Source organism: Rhizobium sp. CB3171 (genome assembly GCF_029714265.1).
Lineage (GTDB): Bacteria > Pseudomonadota > Alphaproteobacteria > Rhizobiales > Rhizobiaceae > Rhizobium.
The window spans coordinates 2,753,410-2,767,231 of sequence record NZ_CP121653.1 but is presented as its reverse complement, the minus strand read 5'-3'; the positions used below and the strand labels follow the sequence as shown (position 1 = coordinate 2,767,231).

At 58.1% G+C, this 13,822-nt stretch carries 10 protein-coding genes and 5 pseudogenes; 5 read left to right on the top strand and 10 right to left on the bottom strand.

Annotated features, from left to right (window positions below):
- Positions 1–145: 145 nt before the first annotated feature.
- The 4 genes and pseudogenes from QA648_RS31740 to QA648_RS31725 form a co-directional block, all read right to left on the bottom strand.
- Positions 146–1,978 (bottom strand): sigma 54-interacting transcriptional regulator, encoded by a 1,833-nt coding sequence (locus QA648_RS31740; RefSeq protein WP_283052937.1) that lies wholly within the window; start codon positions 1,976–1,978, stop codon positions 146–148.
- A gap of 322 nt (positions 1,979–2,300) precedes the next feature.
- Positions 2,301–2,783, bottom strand: a complete 483-nt coding sequence (locus QA648_RS31735) for a hypothetical protein (RefSeq protein WP_260304549.1) — start codon at positions 2,781–2,783, stop codon at positions 2,301–2,303.
- A gap of 191 nt (positions 2,784–2,974) precedes the next feature.
- Positions 2,975–3,291, bottom strand: a pseudogene (locus QA648_RS31730) (transposase); the annotation flags it as partial.
- Between the two features lie 124 nt (positions 3,292–3,415).
- A pseudogene (locus tag QA648_RS31725) lies at positions 3,416–3,535 on the bottom strand (IS630 family transposase); the annotation flags it as partial.
- A gap of 91 nt (positions 3,536–3,626) precedes the next feature.
- Here QA648_RS31725 and QA648_RS31720 point away from each other — a divergent pair.
- Positions 3,627–3,998, top strand: a pseudogene (locus QA648_RS31720) (acetolactate synthase large subunit); the annotation flags it as partial.
- A gap of 2 nt (positions 3,999–4,000) precedes the next feature.
- Here the strand turns inward: QA648_RS31720 and QA648_RS31715 are convergent.
- Positions 4,001–4,130: pseudogene (locus QA648_RS31715) on the bottom strand (recombinase family protein); the annotation flags it as partial.
- A gap of 415 nt (positions 4,131–4,545) precedes the next feature.
- On the opposite strand from QA648_RS31715, the gene QA648_RS31705 reads away from it, so the two are divergent.
- The 3 genes from QA648_RS31705 (at position 4,546) to QA648_RS31695 (ending at position 7,117) form a co-directional block, all read left to right on the top strand.
- Positions 4,546–6,312, top strand: coding sequence for a rhomboid family intramembrane serine protease (locus QA648_RS31705; RefSeq protein WP_260304548.1), 1,767 nt, complete (start codon positions 4,546–4,548; stop codon positions 6,310–6,312).
- A gap of 245 nt (positions 6,313–6,557) precedes the next feature.
- Entirely contained in the window at positions 6,558–6,809 is a 252-nt protein-coding gene (locus tag QA648_RS31700) for an antitoxin (protein ID WP_260304546.1), read from the top strand.
- Complete coding sequence (locus tag QA648_RS31695) at positions 6,806–7,117, top strand: type II toxin-antitoxin system RelE/ParE family toxin (RefSeq protein WP_260304545.1); 312 nt, start codon at positions 6,806–6,808, stop codon at positions 7,115–7,117. The genes QA648_RS31700 and QA648_RS31695 overlap by 4 nt, the downstream gene beginning before the upstream one ends.
- Before the next feature lie 433 nt (positions 7,118–7,550).
- Here QA648_RS31695 and QA648_RS31690 read toward each other — a convergent pair whose 3' ends face one another.
- The 3 genes and pseudogenes from QA648_RS31690 to QA648_RS31680 form a co-directional block, all read right to left on the bottom strand.
- On the bottom strand, positions 7,551–8,816 hold the full coding sequence (locus tag QA648_RS31690) for a glycerate kinase (RefSeq protein WP_260304543.1): 1,266 nt from the start codon (positions 8,814–8,816) through the stop codon (positions 7,551–7,553).
- Complete coding sequence (locus QA648_RS31685; RefSeq protein ID WP_260304542.1) at positions 8,813–9,907, bottom strand: tartrate dehydrogenase; 1,095 nt, start codon at positions 9,905–9,907, stop codon at positions 8,813–8,815. The genes QA648_RS31690 and QA648_RS31685 overlap by 4 nt, the downstream gene beginning before the upstream one ends.
- 22 nt (positions 9,908–9,929) lie before the next feature.
- Positions 9,930–11,227: pseudogene (locus tag QA648_RS31680) on the bottom strand (MFS transporter).
- Positions 11,228–11,356: 129 nt separating this feature from the next.
- On the opposite strand from QA648_RS31680, the gene QA648_RS31675 reads away from it, so the two are divergent.
- Positions 11,357–12,271: a LysR family transcriptional regulator gene (locus tag QA648_RS31675; RefSeq protein ID WP_260304540.1), complete on the top strand. Its 915-nt coding sequence runs from the start codon at positions 11,357–11,359 to the stop codon at positions 12,269–12,271.
- Positions 12,272–12,351: 80 nt separating this feature from the next.
- Here QA648_RS31675 and QA648_RS31670 read toward each other — a convergent pair whose 3' ends face one another.
- Positions 12,352–13,086 carry an SDR family oxidoreductase gene (locus QA648_RS31670; protein ID WP_260305271.1) on the bottom strand — a complete coding sequence of 245 codons (735 nt, stop codon included), beginning with the start codon at positions 13,084–13,086 and terminating at the stop codon, positions 12,352–12,354.
- Entirely contained in the window at positions 13,083–13,814 is a 732-nt protein-coding gene (locus tag QA648_RS31665; RefSeq protein WP_260304539.1) for an SDR family oxidoreductase, read from the bottom strand. The genes QA648_RS31670 and QA648_RS31665 overlap by 4 nt, the downstream gene beginning before the upstream one ends.
- Positions 13,815–13,822: the final 8 nt, after the last annotated feature.

Below are 13,822 nucleotides of genomic sequence, written 5' to 3'. Positions count from 1 at the left end.
GGGGGCGACCGGTTGCCGGGAACAACAAAAATGTCCGGCAACCGGCGTGATAGTGTTCAATCAGTTGAAGGAAAAGACGTTCGCACCCACATTGCGAATACCAGGGGGTTTATAGCTCCGCACTGGATAAATTTGGGCTGCCGTGTCACATGAAGCCGCGCTTGATCCCAAATTGCTCCAGCTTGCGGTAAAGCGTCGGGCGCGACACGCCGAGCCGCCGAGCCACCTTGCTGAGATTGCCGTGTTCCGCCGCCAGTGCGTTCCGAATTGCTTGCCGCTCTGCTTCCTCGAAGCTTAAGACGGGCACTTCCGCTCGCGGCAGCGCATCCGTTGCCGACAGGACGTCGATATGATCTCGTGTCCGCTCGACCATATCTGAGGGCAGGTCTTTGAGGTCGACGAAACCGTTGCTTGAAAGCAGATGCAGGCGCTCGACAAGATTTCGCAGCTCACGGACATTGCCCGGCCAGCGATAGGCGAGCAACGAATCAAGTGCATCGTTTGAAAAGCGCAGCGGCGCAGTTCCCTTACGGTGGGCGAGCTTTCGATTGAAATGCTCGATGAGCAACAGGCTGTCACTGCCCCGTTCCCTGAGGGGAGGAACATGAATCGACACCGTGCTGATCCGGTAAAAGAGATCTCTGCGAAACCGACCGGCTGCTACTTCTTCCTTAAGGTCCCGGTTGGTTGAGGCGACGACCCGTACATCGACCGGCCGCGAACGGCTGTCTCCAAGACGGTACACGACCCTTTCCTCAAGCACGCGCAACAGGAACGGCTGGATATCCAGCGGCATCTCGCCGATTTCATCGAGGCTGAGAATGCCGCCATTGGCGAGCTCGAAGACGCCTGGCTTGCCATCTCGAGAAGCGCCGGTGAAAGCGCCACTAACATGACCGAACAACTCGCTGCCGAACAATTCCTTGGTAACGGCACCGCAGTTGAGCGCGATAAACGGGTTGTTCGACGATTTGCGGCTTCCTGCGTGAATGAGCCGGGCAAAAAGCTCTTTACCAACGCCGGTTTCGCCTTCGATCAGGAGCGATGTTACTCCTTCGGCTTCGCTGACCCGACAGGCGATATCGATGGCTGCCAGCAACGCCTCGCTTTCACCAACGATAAGCGCGGATTCGTCCTTGAGCCGTTGAGTTCTGCTTTCCCTACCGATCTCGGCCGCTCTGCCGCCCTTGGCCTTGGCAAAGACCAGCGCCGCACCGCGCACTGCTCCGTCCAGCTCCAAGGGGCAAACATTACACGACTGCATGTCCTGTGGGATCGAACCTGCGACGCGATCCAGGAAACCGGAGTTTGTCAACTCCGGCAACCGACAGCTTAGGGCTTCCTGACGAATAGTGTCGCCAAACTGCTTGCTATCCGCAATCGGTATGTTGTTGCTGTAAATTGCGCGTCCATGGCGATCGATGATCATCACCGCATCAGTTGAATGGTAGCTGCCGACAGAGGCGATGAACGCTTCGAGAAGCCGCATCCGCTCTTCATTCTGGGAGTCCGCGAGTGCGCGCTCGATTTCTCGAGCCGCTGCTGCGACGAGAGCGATATTGTGTGGCCGGAAGATATCGGGGTGTCCCGAAAGGTCGACGACACCCATGACTTTTCCATCGAAAGGATCGCGGATCGGCGCGCCTGCACAGGTCCAGGCCTTGATCCCGGCGCAGAAATGTTCTGCGGCATGAACGAACACGGGCTCGCCGGTCCACAGAGCGGTGCCGATGCCATTGGTTCCAACGACGTCTTCGGTCCATTTGCCGCCCACCCCGAGATGAATGTCCATTCCGTCATAGATAGTCTTTTTGTCGCCGATCGCCTGGATCAGTACGCCCTTGCTGTCGGCAAGCATCAGCATAGCGCCGGTTCCGTCCAGCAGTCTTCCCATTGCCGAAAACGGTCGGGCGGCGGCCGCCAGAAGTTCGAAATTGCTTCGTGCGAGCGCCTCGACAGCATCTTTGTCTGTCTCCAAAGGCGCTTCGTTTTGTTGCGCATCAATGCCGCCGTTTGCGCAACGGTGCCAGGACTCGTGAATCGTCGATCTCACAGGTAATGAGGAGGAGGCAGGTTCGGAGCGGCCTTCGAGCAACGCTTCCCACGCCCGCATGGTTACCCGCTCGTCATAGTCTGCGTATAGCGTCAAGTCGGCAGCAATGAGTCGATCCCCGCTGGACGATTGAGCCATGGCGGAATTTCTCCGCGTGTATGAATCTTGTTTCATGTGGCTACCACATTCCTCGCTCTAGCGATTCGACACCACCTCGGCCCTTGCAAGCAGCATATGCCGTTCGTCGTTACGCCTCGGAAGGAATATTGAGCCGAAGACCGATATCGGCTGCCAGATCCGCGCTGTCATAAGCGGGACCAAGCGCGACACCATCGATATCAGCAAGTGCTTCGATCATTGTCTCGTCCAGCGGGGCAATGAAACCGTTGTCGGTAGTCGCTAGCGCAAACATCTTCAGACCGCGGCGCTCGCGCAGCTCTCCGATATAGTGCAGTTGCAGTCCGGAGCTGACGTCGACGGCGATCACACGACCGTTAGGCGTGATCCTGATTTTGGGTTCAGGTTCAGGAGCCGGTTTCGCAGAACCACCGATATGGATAATCAATCCCTCAGCCTGCGGCGCCAGTTTAGGCTTCTTCGATTCCGAATAATGGCCACCGCTGATCTGGTCCGCGAGTTTTGTGATCACATGTTGATTTTGCTGTATCAGGTGCTTGATGCGTGCGTCCTCCCGACGCGGACCGTCCTGCTTCGAAAAGATTTCGACCATGAACCCTCCCAGATCCTGTCTCAATGCGCTTTCGCTAGTCCTATGGCAGTGTGTAGCACTTTTCCGCAGATGCAATAGGGAAGATTACAGGAGCTTTGGGCAGGTGCGGTGGTAGCCCGCTGTGGCAACGCGTAGGGTTGCTGTCGCACAGCTCCCATCCAAGGTCTCCAAATAAATCGCGTCTTGTACGAATGAAGTATGATGGCGAGTTTTCGGGCAACGGCGACATGGGCCTTTTTCATTCCGCTGCGCTAGGCCAGTCGTAATCCCCACGCTTTCAGCGACACCATTTCTTTGTCCGATGCAGTAGTACTGCCGCGGCTTCGAACAGGTAGGTTCGTAAAAGTCTGTCACCCCATTTCGATGTCTTGCCGTTTAGGTCAGTCTCGCCTGATTGCTTTCGTCTTGGGGTCAGACCGAGATAGGCTCCAACGGTTGCGGCTGACCGGAAACGGGTCGCGTCATCGATGGTGTGCCTGAAGGACGGAGAAGCTACAAAAGGTCCAAGGTTATGAAATGGCTTTGACTTGTATTTTGCGCCGATGCTGCCGTGGGCCCTTCATCGAAAGGCAAATATTGAGTTGTTGTTCAAACCAATATCTGCCGTAAAGACCGATCGTGGCGACCCGGACTGCGGAAGAAATCCATCTTATGGCAATGCCGCCCTGCGCCGCCGCCGATCGCGCCGACATGTCATCACGTGACGCTGCCAGAACACGGCTGCGAAGATCATCGCTGAAAGCACGGGTCATATCGCCTCCGACCAAATCACCACTCAGGCAATCGAATTAGAAATCAATTACTAATGGAATCTCAATTCCGATTCCGCGTTCAAGACGCGCTCTAAAGCTGCCGATCGCGAGTGACGCGGCCCTCAATCGCGCATCCGCGCCCATCACAGCGGCGAAACACCCGCTATTCATGCTTGGGGCCGCGGCCTCGCGCCGCCGCTCGACGTCGGACATCGCACAGTTCGTCATCTGCACCGGCATCCCGTTCTTCACGATGCAGATGGGCAAGGGAACGGTTCCAGGCGGAACGGAGCTTTACACGGGCACCGCCGCCTTGTCGGAGCGGGATTATGTCCATGAGGCGATCGAACAGGCTGATCTCATCATCACCATCGGCCATGACACGATCGAGAAACCGCCCTTCATCATGGGTAAGGGCGGTCTGAACGTCGTGCATGTCGGATATCAGCCAGCGACCGTCGAACTGCCGAGCTCGGCGCAAAGATCGGCCACCTTCGTTTCGGGCTTGCCCATTGCCGCCTGAGCGAGCCCGCAATTTCGCGGGTGTCATTTTGAAGGGCGCTCCGCGTTTTCGACCGCGAGCACGGGCTATTGCGTCTTCTTATATCTCTCATAAGTAGCAAATCCTATATTGTCATTGAGCAAAATGCGCGTACAGATATTGATATTGCGTGCGTTGTGATCGAAGCGGAGTTCTCGCTTAGGTTTTAAACTGCGGCAATCGAAAATGGATTTACTTTTGGATATTTCAGCAAAATGCAGATGAACACTGCCGATCACGAATGTGCAGCGCGTGCAGAACCTTGTCTTTCCCGTGACCGCCCGGCTTGACGCCAGCACCATGAGCCTCGAAGGCGATATCGTGCCGCTCTCACCCGGCAGGGCAGCGACCGCCGAGATCAAGACCGGCAAGCGCCGTATAGTCGAATATCTGTTTTGCCCATCGTCGAGGTCACCTTGCAGGCGATGCAGGAGCGATAGAACGCTTTTGAGGAGGTATATCACCGAACATGCATAACCAAGACACAATCTCGCTTGAGAGCTTCTCTGCGGACCCACAAGTGCGGCGAAAAATGGAGTTTGCCTACGATAAGGGTAGGCTCCTATGGCTTGTTTTTTTGGCGCAGGTGATCGCCGTCGCTGTTGCCGGTGGTCCCCTTCTACCCGATAGGCCTGGGCATCCGCACCTCAGTGCTATTTTCTGTTGGCCACTTGCAGCGCTTATCAGCCTTCTAGGGCTCGTCCTGCTCGTCAAAGCTGCTCGGGGCAAACCAGGTCTCATCGCATCGCCGGACGGGATCTACATCGAAACCCATGCCGACGAAACGATCCCGTGGCGATCCGTTCGTGACATCCGCAGATATCAACGCAAACGTGCCGATCAACTCTATGTCGATCTGGATCCGATTGCGGCACGAACCTTGACGAGGCGCGGGCTTATGCGCTGGCTGCCCAGAGCTTTACAAGGGCGAGCTACCCCGGCTGTCGTCTCCTTGAAGCTGCTTCGAGCTGATCCGGATTGGGTATACGCTCAATGCCTTGAATTTCTTGCCAAAAATCGTGAACAGCAGGCGCTGACGGATGGAGGTGTAACTTCCCCGCCGGAAGACCATGCGGCGCCGGTCTTTGACCTGAAAGGACGCCCGTTCTTCACCTACGCCCTTATCGCCGTTCTGGTCGGCATCTACGTTGCTGAGCTAAAGTTCGGCGTTGTGCCGGAAAAACAATATGCGCCAAGCACCCAAACACTGTTGGTCCTCGGCGGGACGTTTCGTCAACGGATTCTACAATATGGTGAGTGGTGGCGGTTGGTGACGGCTTCCTTGCTGCACGGCAACATCCTCCATCTCGCATTCAATTGCTTTGCCTTGTGGCGCGCCGGAATCTTGCTCGAGCGATTGATCGGCTGGCGCTGGTTTGCCGCACTCTTTTGCCTGAGTGCAGTCGGAGGGTCTACGGCATCGCTCCTGATGAACCCTGCAAACATGGTCGGTGTCGGAGCATCCGGCGGCATCATCGGCTTGTTTGCTGCCGTGATCGTCGCAAGCTTCCATTTTCCGGCGGGTCCGCTACCAGAAATTTTGCGGATGGGCGCTGTACAGATCCTCGTACCCTCCATTCTTCCCCTTGTCGGCCAGACTGCTGATGGCATGCATATCGATTATGCGGCCCATCTTGGCGGAGCACTCGCCGGGGGCATTGTTTCGCTCGGCCTGCTCAAGGCTTGGCCAAACAACCGACCTCATCCACGCTTCGGTGTCGTGGCACTCATCAGCAGTGTTGCATTTGCAACGATTGCTCTTGGGTCGATCTGGCCTGTCAGTCAGCTGCGTGCTGGATACCTTGGGGACCCTTTCGTGCAATATTTTCAGGGGCAGTATCAACGGGCAGCAGACGATTTCGTAGCAAGGATTAAACTGAACCCGGACGCTACGCCATATTACCATCTCTGGCGCTTCCTTGCGCAAACACGGGGTAATGACAGCCAAGCAGCATCGGATCTCCGCATGGCGGCCGGCAAGCTGGATCAAAGCAAGTGGCCCTATCCGGTCTATAAGCTTTTCCTTGGAGAATTCACGCCGGAAGAAGTCACCGCAAAGGCCACAAACAACGACAGTCTTTGTGAAGCTACATTCTACGTTGGCGAATGGCACCTGCTGCGTGGGGAGAGTGCCGAGGCTATTCCAAAGTTCAACGCGGCCCTGCTCTCATGTCCGAAAACATTCATGGAGTATGAGGGTGCGCAAGGTGAACTGCTGCAACTTAGCCGACATTGAGAGCATGTGCGGATTTAATGATGCAATCGCCACTTTATATCGCATCAAGGCGCATAGGCGGATCGGCATCTTTTTCGCGATTGAGACAGCAGACCCATTCGGACAGAGGAAAAGCCCGCTTCGCTCAAAACTCGCAAAACTCCACAGCGGCATATCAAGCGACATTAGGAAGATAAGGAGCATCGCGGCGGCCATATACCCACATATGTGTTAATGTGGGTTTTCTCTGTTCGGGAGCGTTTTAGATGAGCCGATTGACAATCGACATAACTGACCAGCAACATCAAAGCCTAAAGGCGCTCGCCGCTTTGCAGGGCAAGACAATCAAGCAGTACGTGCTTGAGCGCCTCTTTCCCGGTGACACAGATGGAGAACGAGCCTGGGAGGAGTTGAAGACGTTGATGAACACGCGCATCAATGACGGGCTCGCCGGAAAATTGTCGACCAAGACCGTAGGTGAGATCCTCGACGAGGAGATTGCCGAGGGTCGTGCTTGAGGGCCTACATTCTTACCGCAGAGGCGGAATCGGATCTACGTTCGGTAATCCGCCATACACGTGCGCAATGGGGTGCCGCTCAGGTACGCCGTTACGTCTCAGATTTGGAGCGAGGTATCGCAAACCTGGCCGAGGGCAAAGGTCCTTTCAAGGATATGAGCGCGCTTCATCCGGCGTTACGAATGGCGCGGTGCGAACATCACTACGTCTTTTGTCTGCTTCGCGAGGATGCGCCCGCCTTGATCGTGGCGATTTTTCATGAACGAATGGATCTTATGCAGCGTTTGGCTCGTCGTCTGAACGAATGATATTTGGATGAAGGCGAGATTGCGTGAGCGCAAAGTCAATAGATCATTATTGTCGGGTAGTTAAGCGGGATCGCCAGTTCTGATCCCTTCAAGGCGCCCGAGACGATCTAAGATGCATCACCCGAGTAATGCTTAGGTTTTGTATGTGGCAGCCGCCATGTTGCATGCGACTTACTGACCAAAGTATAAACCAAGATATTGGCAAATGGCCCGATTTGTCGCTTCAGAAGCGCTACTCGTCTATCAGGCCATCAAACACTTCCAACATCGATGCGCAGAGGTCCTCGGCACATGTCGTCTAGACGCCATGTGCCTTTCATATGGATTGGGTATCCTTAGCGGTTGCCTGCAGTCGGTGGGATTTTCAGAGCTGGGTCGCCTCGACCGTCGCGACGATCTTGGCTCGGCGAGCGCTTCGAATGACATAACGGTTTCATCCGATTAGAATTGCCCGAATGTCGTTGACATTCGTAAGTGTTGGGCCCGTGATAACGAGGTCACCGATCGCATTGAACGCCGTATAGCTGTCATGTCGCGCAAGAGCCGAGCGAGGATTGATGCCGGCCTGGCGCATGCGGACTATGGTGTCGGGTGATATGATTGCTCCTGCTGCGTCCTCGACGCCATCTATCCCGTCAGTATCGCCGGCAATCGCCCAGACGTTCTCAGCCCCATTCAGGCCGATGGCGAGGCTGAGCAGGAATTCCGTGTTACGGCCTCCGCGGCCCGATGAATCGGCGGCAAGCGATACGGACGTTTCTCCTCCAGAAAGAAGCACGGCGGGTCCTGCGATCGGCAGTCCCTTCTTGCGCGCCGAAAGTGCAATGCCCGCGAAGACGGTGCCGGCCTCCTTGGCCTCTCCCTGCACGGCGTCCCCTAACACGAGTGGTCGAAGTCCGGCAGTGCGGGCCTCATTCGCCGCAGCTTCCAGCGCCACGGATGGGGACGCAATCAGCCGGACTTCCGAGTTCATTGGGCCTGGATACGCGTAACCTCCCCGGTCCAGCAGGTCCTGTGCAGCGGCGGGGAGTGCCAGGCGATAGCGCGAAACGATCTCCCTCGCATCCTCCACCGTCGTTTCGTTGGCGACCGTTGGACCGGAGGCGATTTCCGATGGATCATCCCCCGGCACATCGGAGATGAGCAATGTGACAACACGGGCCGGATAGGCGACCTGTGCGAGGCGTCCGCCCTTGATGCCGGAAAGCTGCTTGCGGACGGTATTCATCTCCGAAATGGTCGCGCCGCTGGCAAGCAGTGCCTGGTTGACGATTTTCTTGTCCGCCAGTGTCATGTCGCCTGCCGGCGAGACCATCAGTGACGATCCTCCCCCCGAGATGAGGGCGACGACCAGGTCGTCCGGCCCAAGGTCTCGCACGCATCCCAGGATGCGCATGGCGGCTTCGACGCTCATTTCATCCGGAACCGGATGGGATGCCTGGATGATGTCGATGCGGCCGGCCGGCACTGCATGGCCGTAGCGGGTGACAACAATGCCGGACAAATCGACGTCCGACCAAGCGATGTCCAATGCCGCGGCCATTGCAGCGGATGCCTTACCGGCGCCGACGACGATGCAGCGGCCGCTCGGGCGCTCGGGAAGATGCCGCGCAACAACCTTTACCGGATCGGCGCTCGCGACCGCTGCGTCGAACATTCGGCGCAGCGCGCTTCGGGCGGACGTATCGTCCCAGCTCATTCTGCAGCAGCCATCTTCAGGATGTTAGAGCCGGCAATGGCCGCGCAGACGGCATCCGTAACCTGCTGCGTCGTGGCGGTTCCGCCGACGTCGGGGGTGAGGATGCCGGCTTCGGTTACCCGTTCGACCGCGCCAAGCAGCCTTGTGGCGGCCTCCCGCTCGCCGAGATGTTCCAGCATCTGGGCCGCAGTCCAGAAGGTTGCGATCGGATTGGCGATGCCCTTGCCGGTGATATCGAAGGCCGATCCGTGGATAGGTTCAAACATCGACGGGAAACGGCGTTCCGGATCGATATTGCCGGTGGGGGCGACGCCGAGCGAACCTGCAAGCGCGCCTGCAAGGTCCGAAAGGATGTCGGCATGAAGGTTGGTCGCGACGATCGTATCGAGGCTCTGCGGCTTGAGCGTCATGCGCACCGTCATGGCATCGACCAGCATCTTGTCCCAGGTGACGTCCGGAAATTCCTTTGACACTTCCGCGGCGATCTCGTCCCACATGACCATACCGTGGCGCTGTGCGTTCGATTTGGTTACGACGGTCAGCAGCTTGCGGGAGCGGGACTGGGCGAGCTTGAACGCGTATCGCATGATGCGGGTGACGCCGACACGGGTGAATATTGCAACTTCGGTTCCCACTTCCTCAGGCAGGCCTCTGTGAGCACGCCCGCCATGGCCGGAATATTCGCCTTCGGAGTTTTCGCGCACGATGACCCAGTCCAGATCGCCCGGCCCGCAATTGCGCAGCGGCGGGGTGATGCCAGGCAGAATCTTGGTCGGGCGAACGTTGGCATATTGATCGAAGCCCTGGCAGATCGGCAGCCGCAAGCCCCAGAGCGTGATGTGGTCCGGCACATCCGGTGCACCAACGGCGCCGAAGTAGATCGCATCGAACTTCTTCAGCGTATCAAGTCCGTCAGCCGGCATCATGACGCCGTGCTTCTTGTAATAGTCCGAGCCCCAATCGAAGGTCTCGGCGTGGATCTTGAAGTCGCCGCTGCGCTTTTCCAGTGCTTCCAGAACCTGCAATCCTGCTGCGATTACTTCCGGGCCGATACCATCGGCGGGAATGGCTGCAATCTTGTATTCACGCATGGTATTTCTCCAGTTCTATATTTCAGTGTTGAACGGATGCCTTGCGTCCGGCCTCGCGGGCTGCGCCGCGCGCGAGAAGCAGGGTGACGACTGCCGAGACCACGAGCAGCGCGGCGACAAAAAAGAGGCCGCCGGCGAAGCTTCCGGTCGTGTCCTTGATCCAGCCGATCATCGACGGACCAACAAAGCCACCAAGGTTGCCGATCGAGTTGATCGTTGCAATACCCGCGGCTGCGGCCGGTCCGGACAGGAAGAGGGTCGGCATGCTCCAAAGAGGCGGCTTGGAGGCGCTGATGCCGATATTGACAAACGTCAGGGCGACAAGGACGGTAAATACGCTCGCAGCACCGGTTGCAAAGGCAAGCCCGGCAGCTGCGAGAAGGCAGGCCCCGACCACATGCCAGGTGCGCTCGCCGGTCCGGTCGGAATTGCGAGCCCAAAGGATCATGCCGATGACGGCGAAGATGGCCGGAATGGCGTTCATCAGGCCAACCTGGAAGGAGGAAAGTCCGAAACTCTTGATGATCTGCGGCCCCCAGATGCCCAGCGTGTAGAGCCCTGCGGACGTGCCGAAGTAAACCAGCGACAGTGCCAGCACGCGCAGGTCTGCCAAGCCTGCCCAGATGCTGTGGCTGGCCTTCGGCTTGCCGGCCTGTTCCTGCTCCATCGATTTGACCAACCAGGCGCGCTCGTCTTCCGAAAGCCATTTTGCCTTTTCCGGTCGGTCGGTGAGGTAGAAGAGGACAATGACGCCGAAGACGAGGGCCGGAATGGCTTCGATGATGAACATCCACTGCCAGCCGGCGAGGCCTAAGATGCCATGCATCTCAAGCAGCGCACCAGAAATCGGCGAGCCGATTGCGGTGGATAGCGGCGCGGCGGCCATGAACATCGCCGTCACCGCCGCACGGCGACGGGCCGGAAACCAGTAGCTAAGATAAAGAATGATACCGGGGAAGAAGCCTGCTTCAGCAACGCCGAGAAGAAAACGGAGAGCATAGAAGCTCGTCGTGCCCTGAACGAGCGCCATGGCACCGGATACGATGCCCCAGGTGATCATCACTCGGGCGATCCAGATCCGTGCCCCGACCTTGTTCAGGATCAGGTTCGAAGGAATCTCGAACAGGAAATAGCCAAGGAAGAAGATGCCGGCACCAACGCCGAATACGGTCGAAGAAAATCCGAGATCCTGGTTCATCGTCAGCGACGCAAAGCCGATGTTCACGCGATCGATGAAGGCTATGAGATAAAGGACCATGATGAATGGCACGATGCGCAGGTAATCTTGCGCAATACGCGCCCTTCCAGCTCGCTCGACATAGCAAGCTCCTCCCTTGTTCGAGTGATGCAGATGCGCGTCCTCTCGCGCATTGGGCCGACGCTATTTCCTTCTTTCCCAAGAGCCAATGCTCATATAATTATATAAATAAATGAAATAATGAGGGGACGATGGAACTGGAGCAGTTGAGGTGTTTCGTGGCAGCGGCGGAGGAGCTGCATTTCGGTCGTGCCGCACAGAAGGCTGGCATGTTGCCTGCGTCGCTCAGCCGGCACATCCGGTTGCTTGAAGAATCGCTCGGCGTACCGCTGTTCAGCAGAACGACCCGCAGCGTCGGATTGACCGAGGATGGCATCTTGCTGTTGCAGGAGGTGAGGCCCATCCTTGCCCGCCTCGAAAAGGTGGCCGAGAAATTCCGGAGCGCGCGTCATCAGCCGGCGTCCGTCCTGCGCATCGGTGCGATCGACAGCGCCGCGGCAGGTCTCGTCCCGCTGCTTCTCCAGGATTTTCGAGAGCGGTCACCGAACACCGTTACGCAGCTTGTGGAAGATAAGTCGATCCGGCTCATTCCGAAGCTGCTGGCCGGCCGGCTGGACCTCGTATTGATCAGGCCAAGGGAGGGGCTTAGCCGCAGCTTGGCCGTACAGCCACTGCTCTTCGAAACGGCGGTGGTGGCGTTACCTGCCGATAGCCCTCTTGCAGAGAGAAGCGAGATTTCTATCGAGGATCTGGCGGGTGAGCCGCTGATTGTTCCTGAGCGGCGCTCGAGACCACACAGTCATGACCTGACGATGGGGCTGTTCACCGAGCTTGGAATGCGTCCACGCATCGCACAGATTGCCGACGAAAAGCAGACAATCATCAATCTCGTCGCCGCGGGTATAGGCTCCGCCATCGTGCCACGTTGGACATCCAAGCTGGCCGTCACTGGTGTCAGCTATGTCCCTCTGGCCAGGAATGCCGATTTTCCGATGCATAAGCTTCCGTTGGCAGTCGCCTGGATGAAGGCGGTGAGGGACCCGGCACGCGATATCATGGTAGAACTCTTGCACCAGAACATGGCTCGTTACATCGAGTTCGCGTGAGTTGCGCGATCCGCGAAAAAGAAAGCACCCTAGAGTTTGGTTGCTGAACATCTCTGCCGCGCGTGCCATCCGGCATGCGCTCAGGGTAGACTGAGCTTTGCCATGCGGCCACCATCGATGGTCCAGACCTGACCTGTGACGAAGTCCGCTTCCGGCGAGGCAAGCCAAGACACGAGGGCGGCCACTTCTTCCGGCTTTCCTGTCCGTCCGACGGGATGGATTCGCCCGATTTCGCGGCGGAAAGCCTGCGGATCAGGCATGCTCTCGATGAAACCGACGTTGAGTTCCGTATCGATCCAGCCCGGCGCAACCGCATTGCAGCGAATGCCCTCGGCCCCGTGATCAATCGCGATTGCGCGCGTCAGGCCGTGGAGCCCCGCCTTGGAGGCGCAATAGGCCGCGTGCTTCGGGTTCGACCCCAGACCCTCGATCGAGCCGATATTGACGATGGCGCCCTTCGAAGTTCTAAGATGCGGCAGGGCGGCCTTGATCAGCATGAAGGGCGTGGTGAGATTGACGGCGATGTTCCGCTCCCAATCAGCCAGCGTCATGTCCTCCGCGAGGGCCTCTTGCATCATGCCCGCATTGTTGACGAGCACATCCAGCCGCCCAGCGTTTTTGACCACGCTTTCAACCGCCTTGCCCGCGCTGGCTGGATCGGCGAAATCGACCGGAAAGCTTTCGAATTCCTGGTCTTCGCCACGTTGCGCGGTAAAGACCCGCGCACCCTCATCCTGCAATCTCCGGGCAATCGCCTGACCGATGCCTGAACGGCCACCGGTGACCAGCGCAACCTTTCCTTCGAAACGCATCAGCCCACCGCCTTTCCGCCGTTCACCTCGACCACCGTGCCGCAGAGGTAACGGGCGGCGTCCGAAGCGAGGAAGAGCACGACATCGGCAATATCCTCCGGTTCGGCGATGCGGCCAAGCGGCACGGTCTTCCCAAGTTCGGCAACCGCCGTATCCGGATCGAAGCCGCGCTTAATGAAGCCGGTGCGCAGCATCGGCGTGTTGACCTCATTCGGGCAAACTGCATTGATACGGATGTTCTGGTGGGCGTGGTCCATGCCCATGCATTGGGTGAGCGAGGCGATGGCCGCCTTTGTCATGCAATAGACGGCGTGGTTCGGGCCGGGGCGAAGACCCCAGCACGAAGCGGTGTTGATGATCGCCCCGCCGCCGCGAGCGGCCAAAAGTGGGATTGCCGCACGACTTATCCGGAATGGCGCCTGCATATTGACACCAACGGAGAGGTCCCAATCGGCATCCGTGGTTTCGGTCACCTTGCCACGGGTGATGACACCGGCATTGTTGACGACGATATCGAGGCCGCCGAGCGCATCGAAGGCGGCCTGTGGCAAGCCGTCGGCATAGGATGCCTCCAGCAGGTTGCCCGGCAGGTAGGCATCCGCCTCGACTGCGGACACATCGCGATCAGCTACGGCCACCCGGGCGCCCTCGGCGCGAAGCTGCTTGACGATAGCGGCGCCAATACCGCCGGCAGCGCCGGTGACAAGAGCCAATTTGCCTGAAAATCTCATGTTACCCT

Excerpts from the sequence above, each read along its gene's own strand:
- QA648_RS31685 (WP_260304542.1), bottom strand. The coding sequence starts at position 9,907 with ATGCGTGAATACAAGATTGCAGCCATTCCCGCCGATGGTATCGGCCCG.
- QA648_RS31705 (WP_260304548.1), top strand. The coding sequence starts at position 4,546 with ATGCATAACCAAGACACAATCTCGCTTGAGAGCTTCTCTGCGGACCCA.
- QA648_RS31675 (WP_260304540.1), top strand. The coding sequence starts at position 11,357 with ATGGAACTGGAGCAGTTGAGGTGTTTCGTGGCAGCGGCGGAGGAGCTG.
- QA648_RS31665 (WP_260304539.1), bottom strand. The coding sequence starts at position 13,814 with ATGAGATTTTCAGGCAAATTGGCTCTTGTCACCGGCGCTGCCGGCGGT.
- QA648_RS31735 (WP_260304549.1), bottom strand. The coding sequence starts at position 2,783 with ATGGTCGAAATCTTTTCGAAGCAGGACGGTCCGCGTCGGGAGGACGCA.
- QA648_RS31690 (WP_260304543.1), bottom strand. The coding sequence starts at position 8,816 with ATGAGCTGGGACGATACGTCCGCCCGAAGCGCGCTGCGCCGAATGTTC.
- QA648_RS31700 (WP_260304546.1), top strand. The coding sequence starts at position 6,558 with ATGAGCCGATTGACAATCGACATAACTGACCAGCAACATCAAAGCCTA.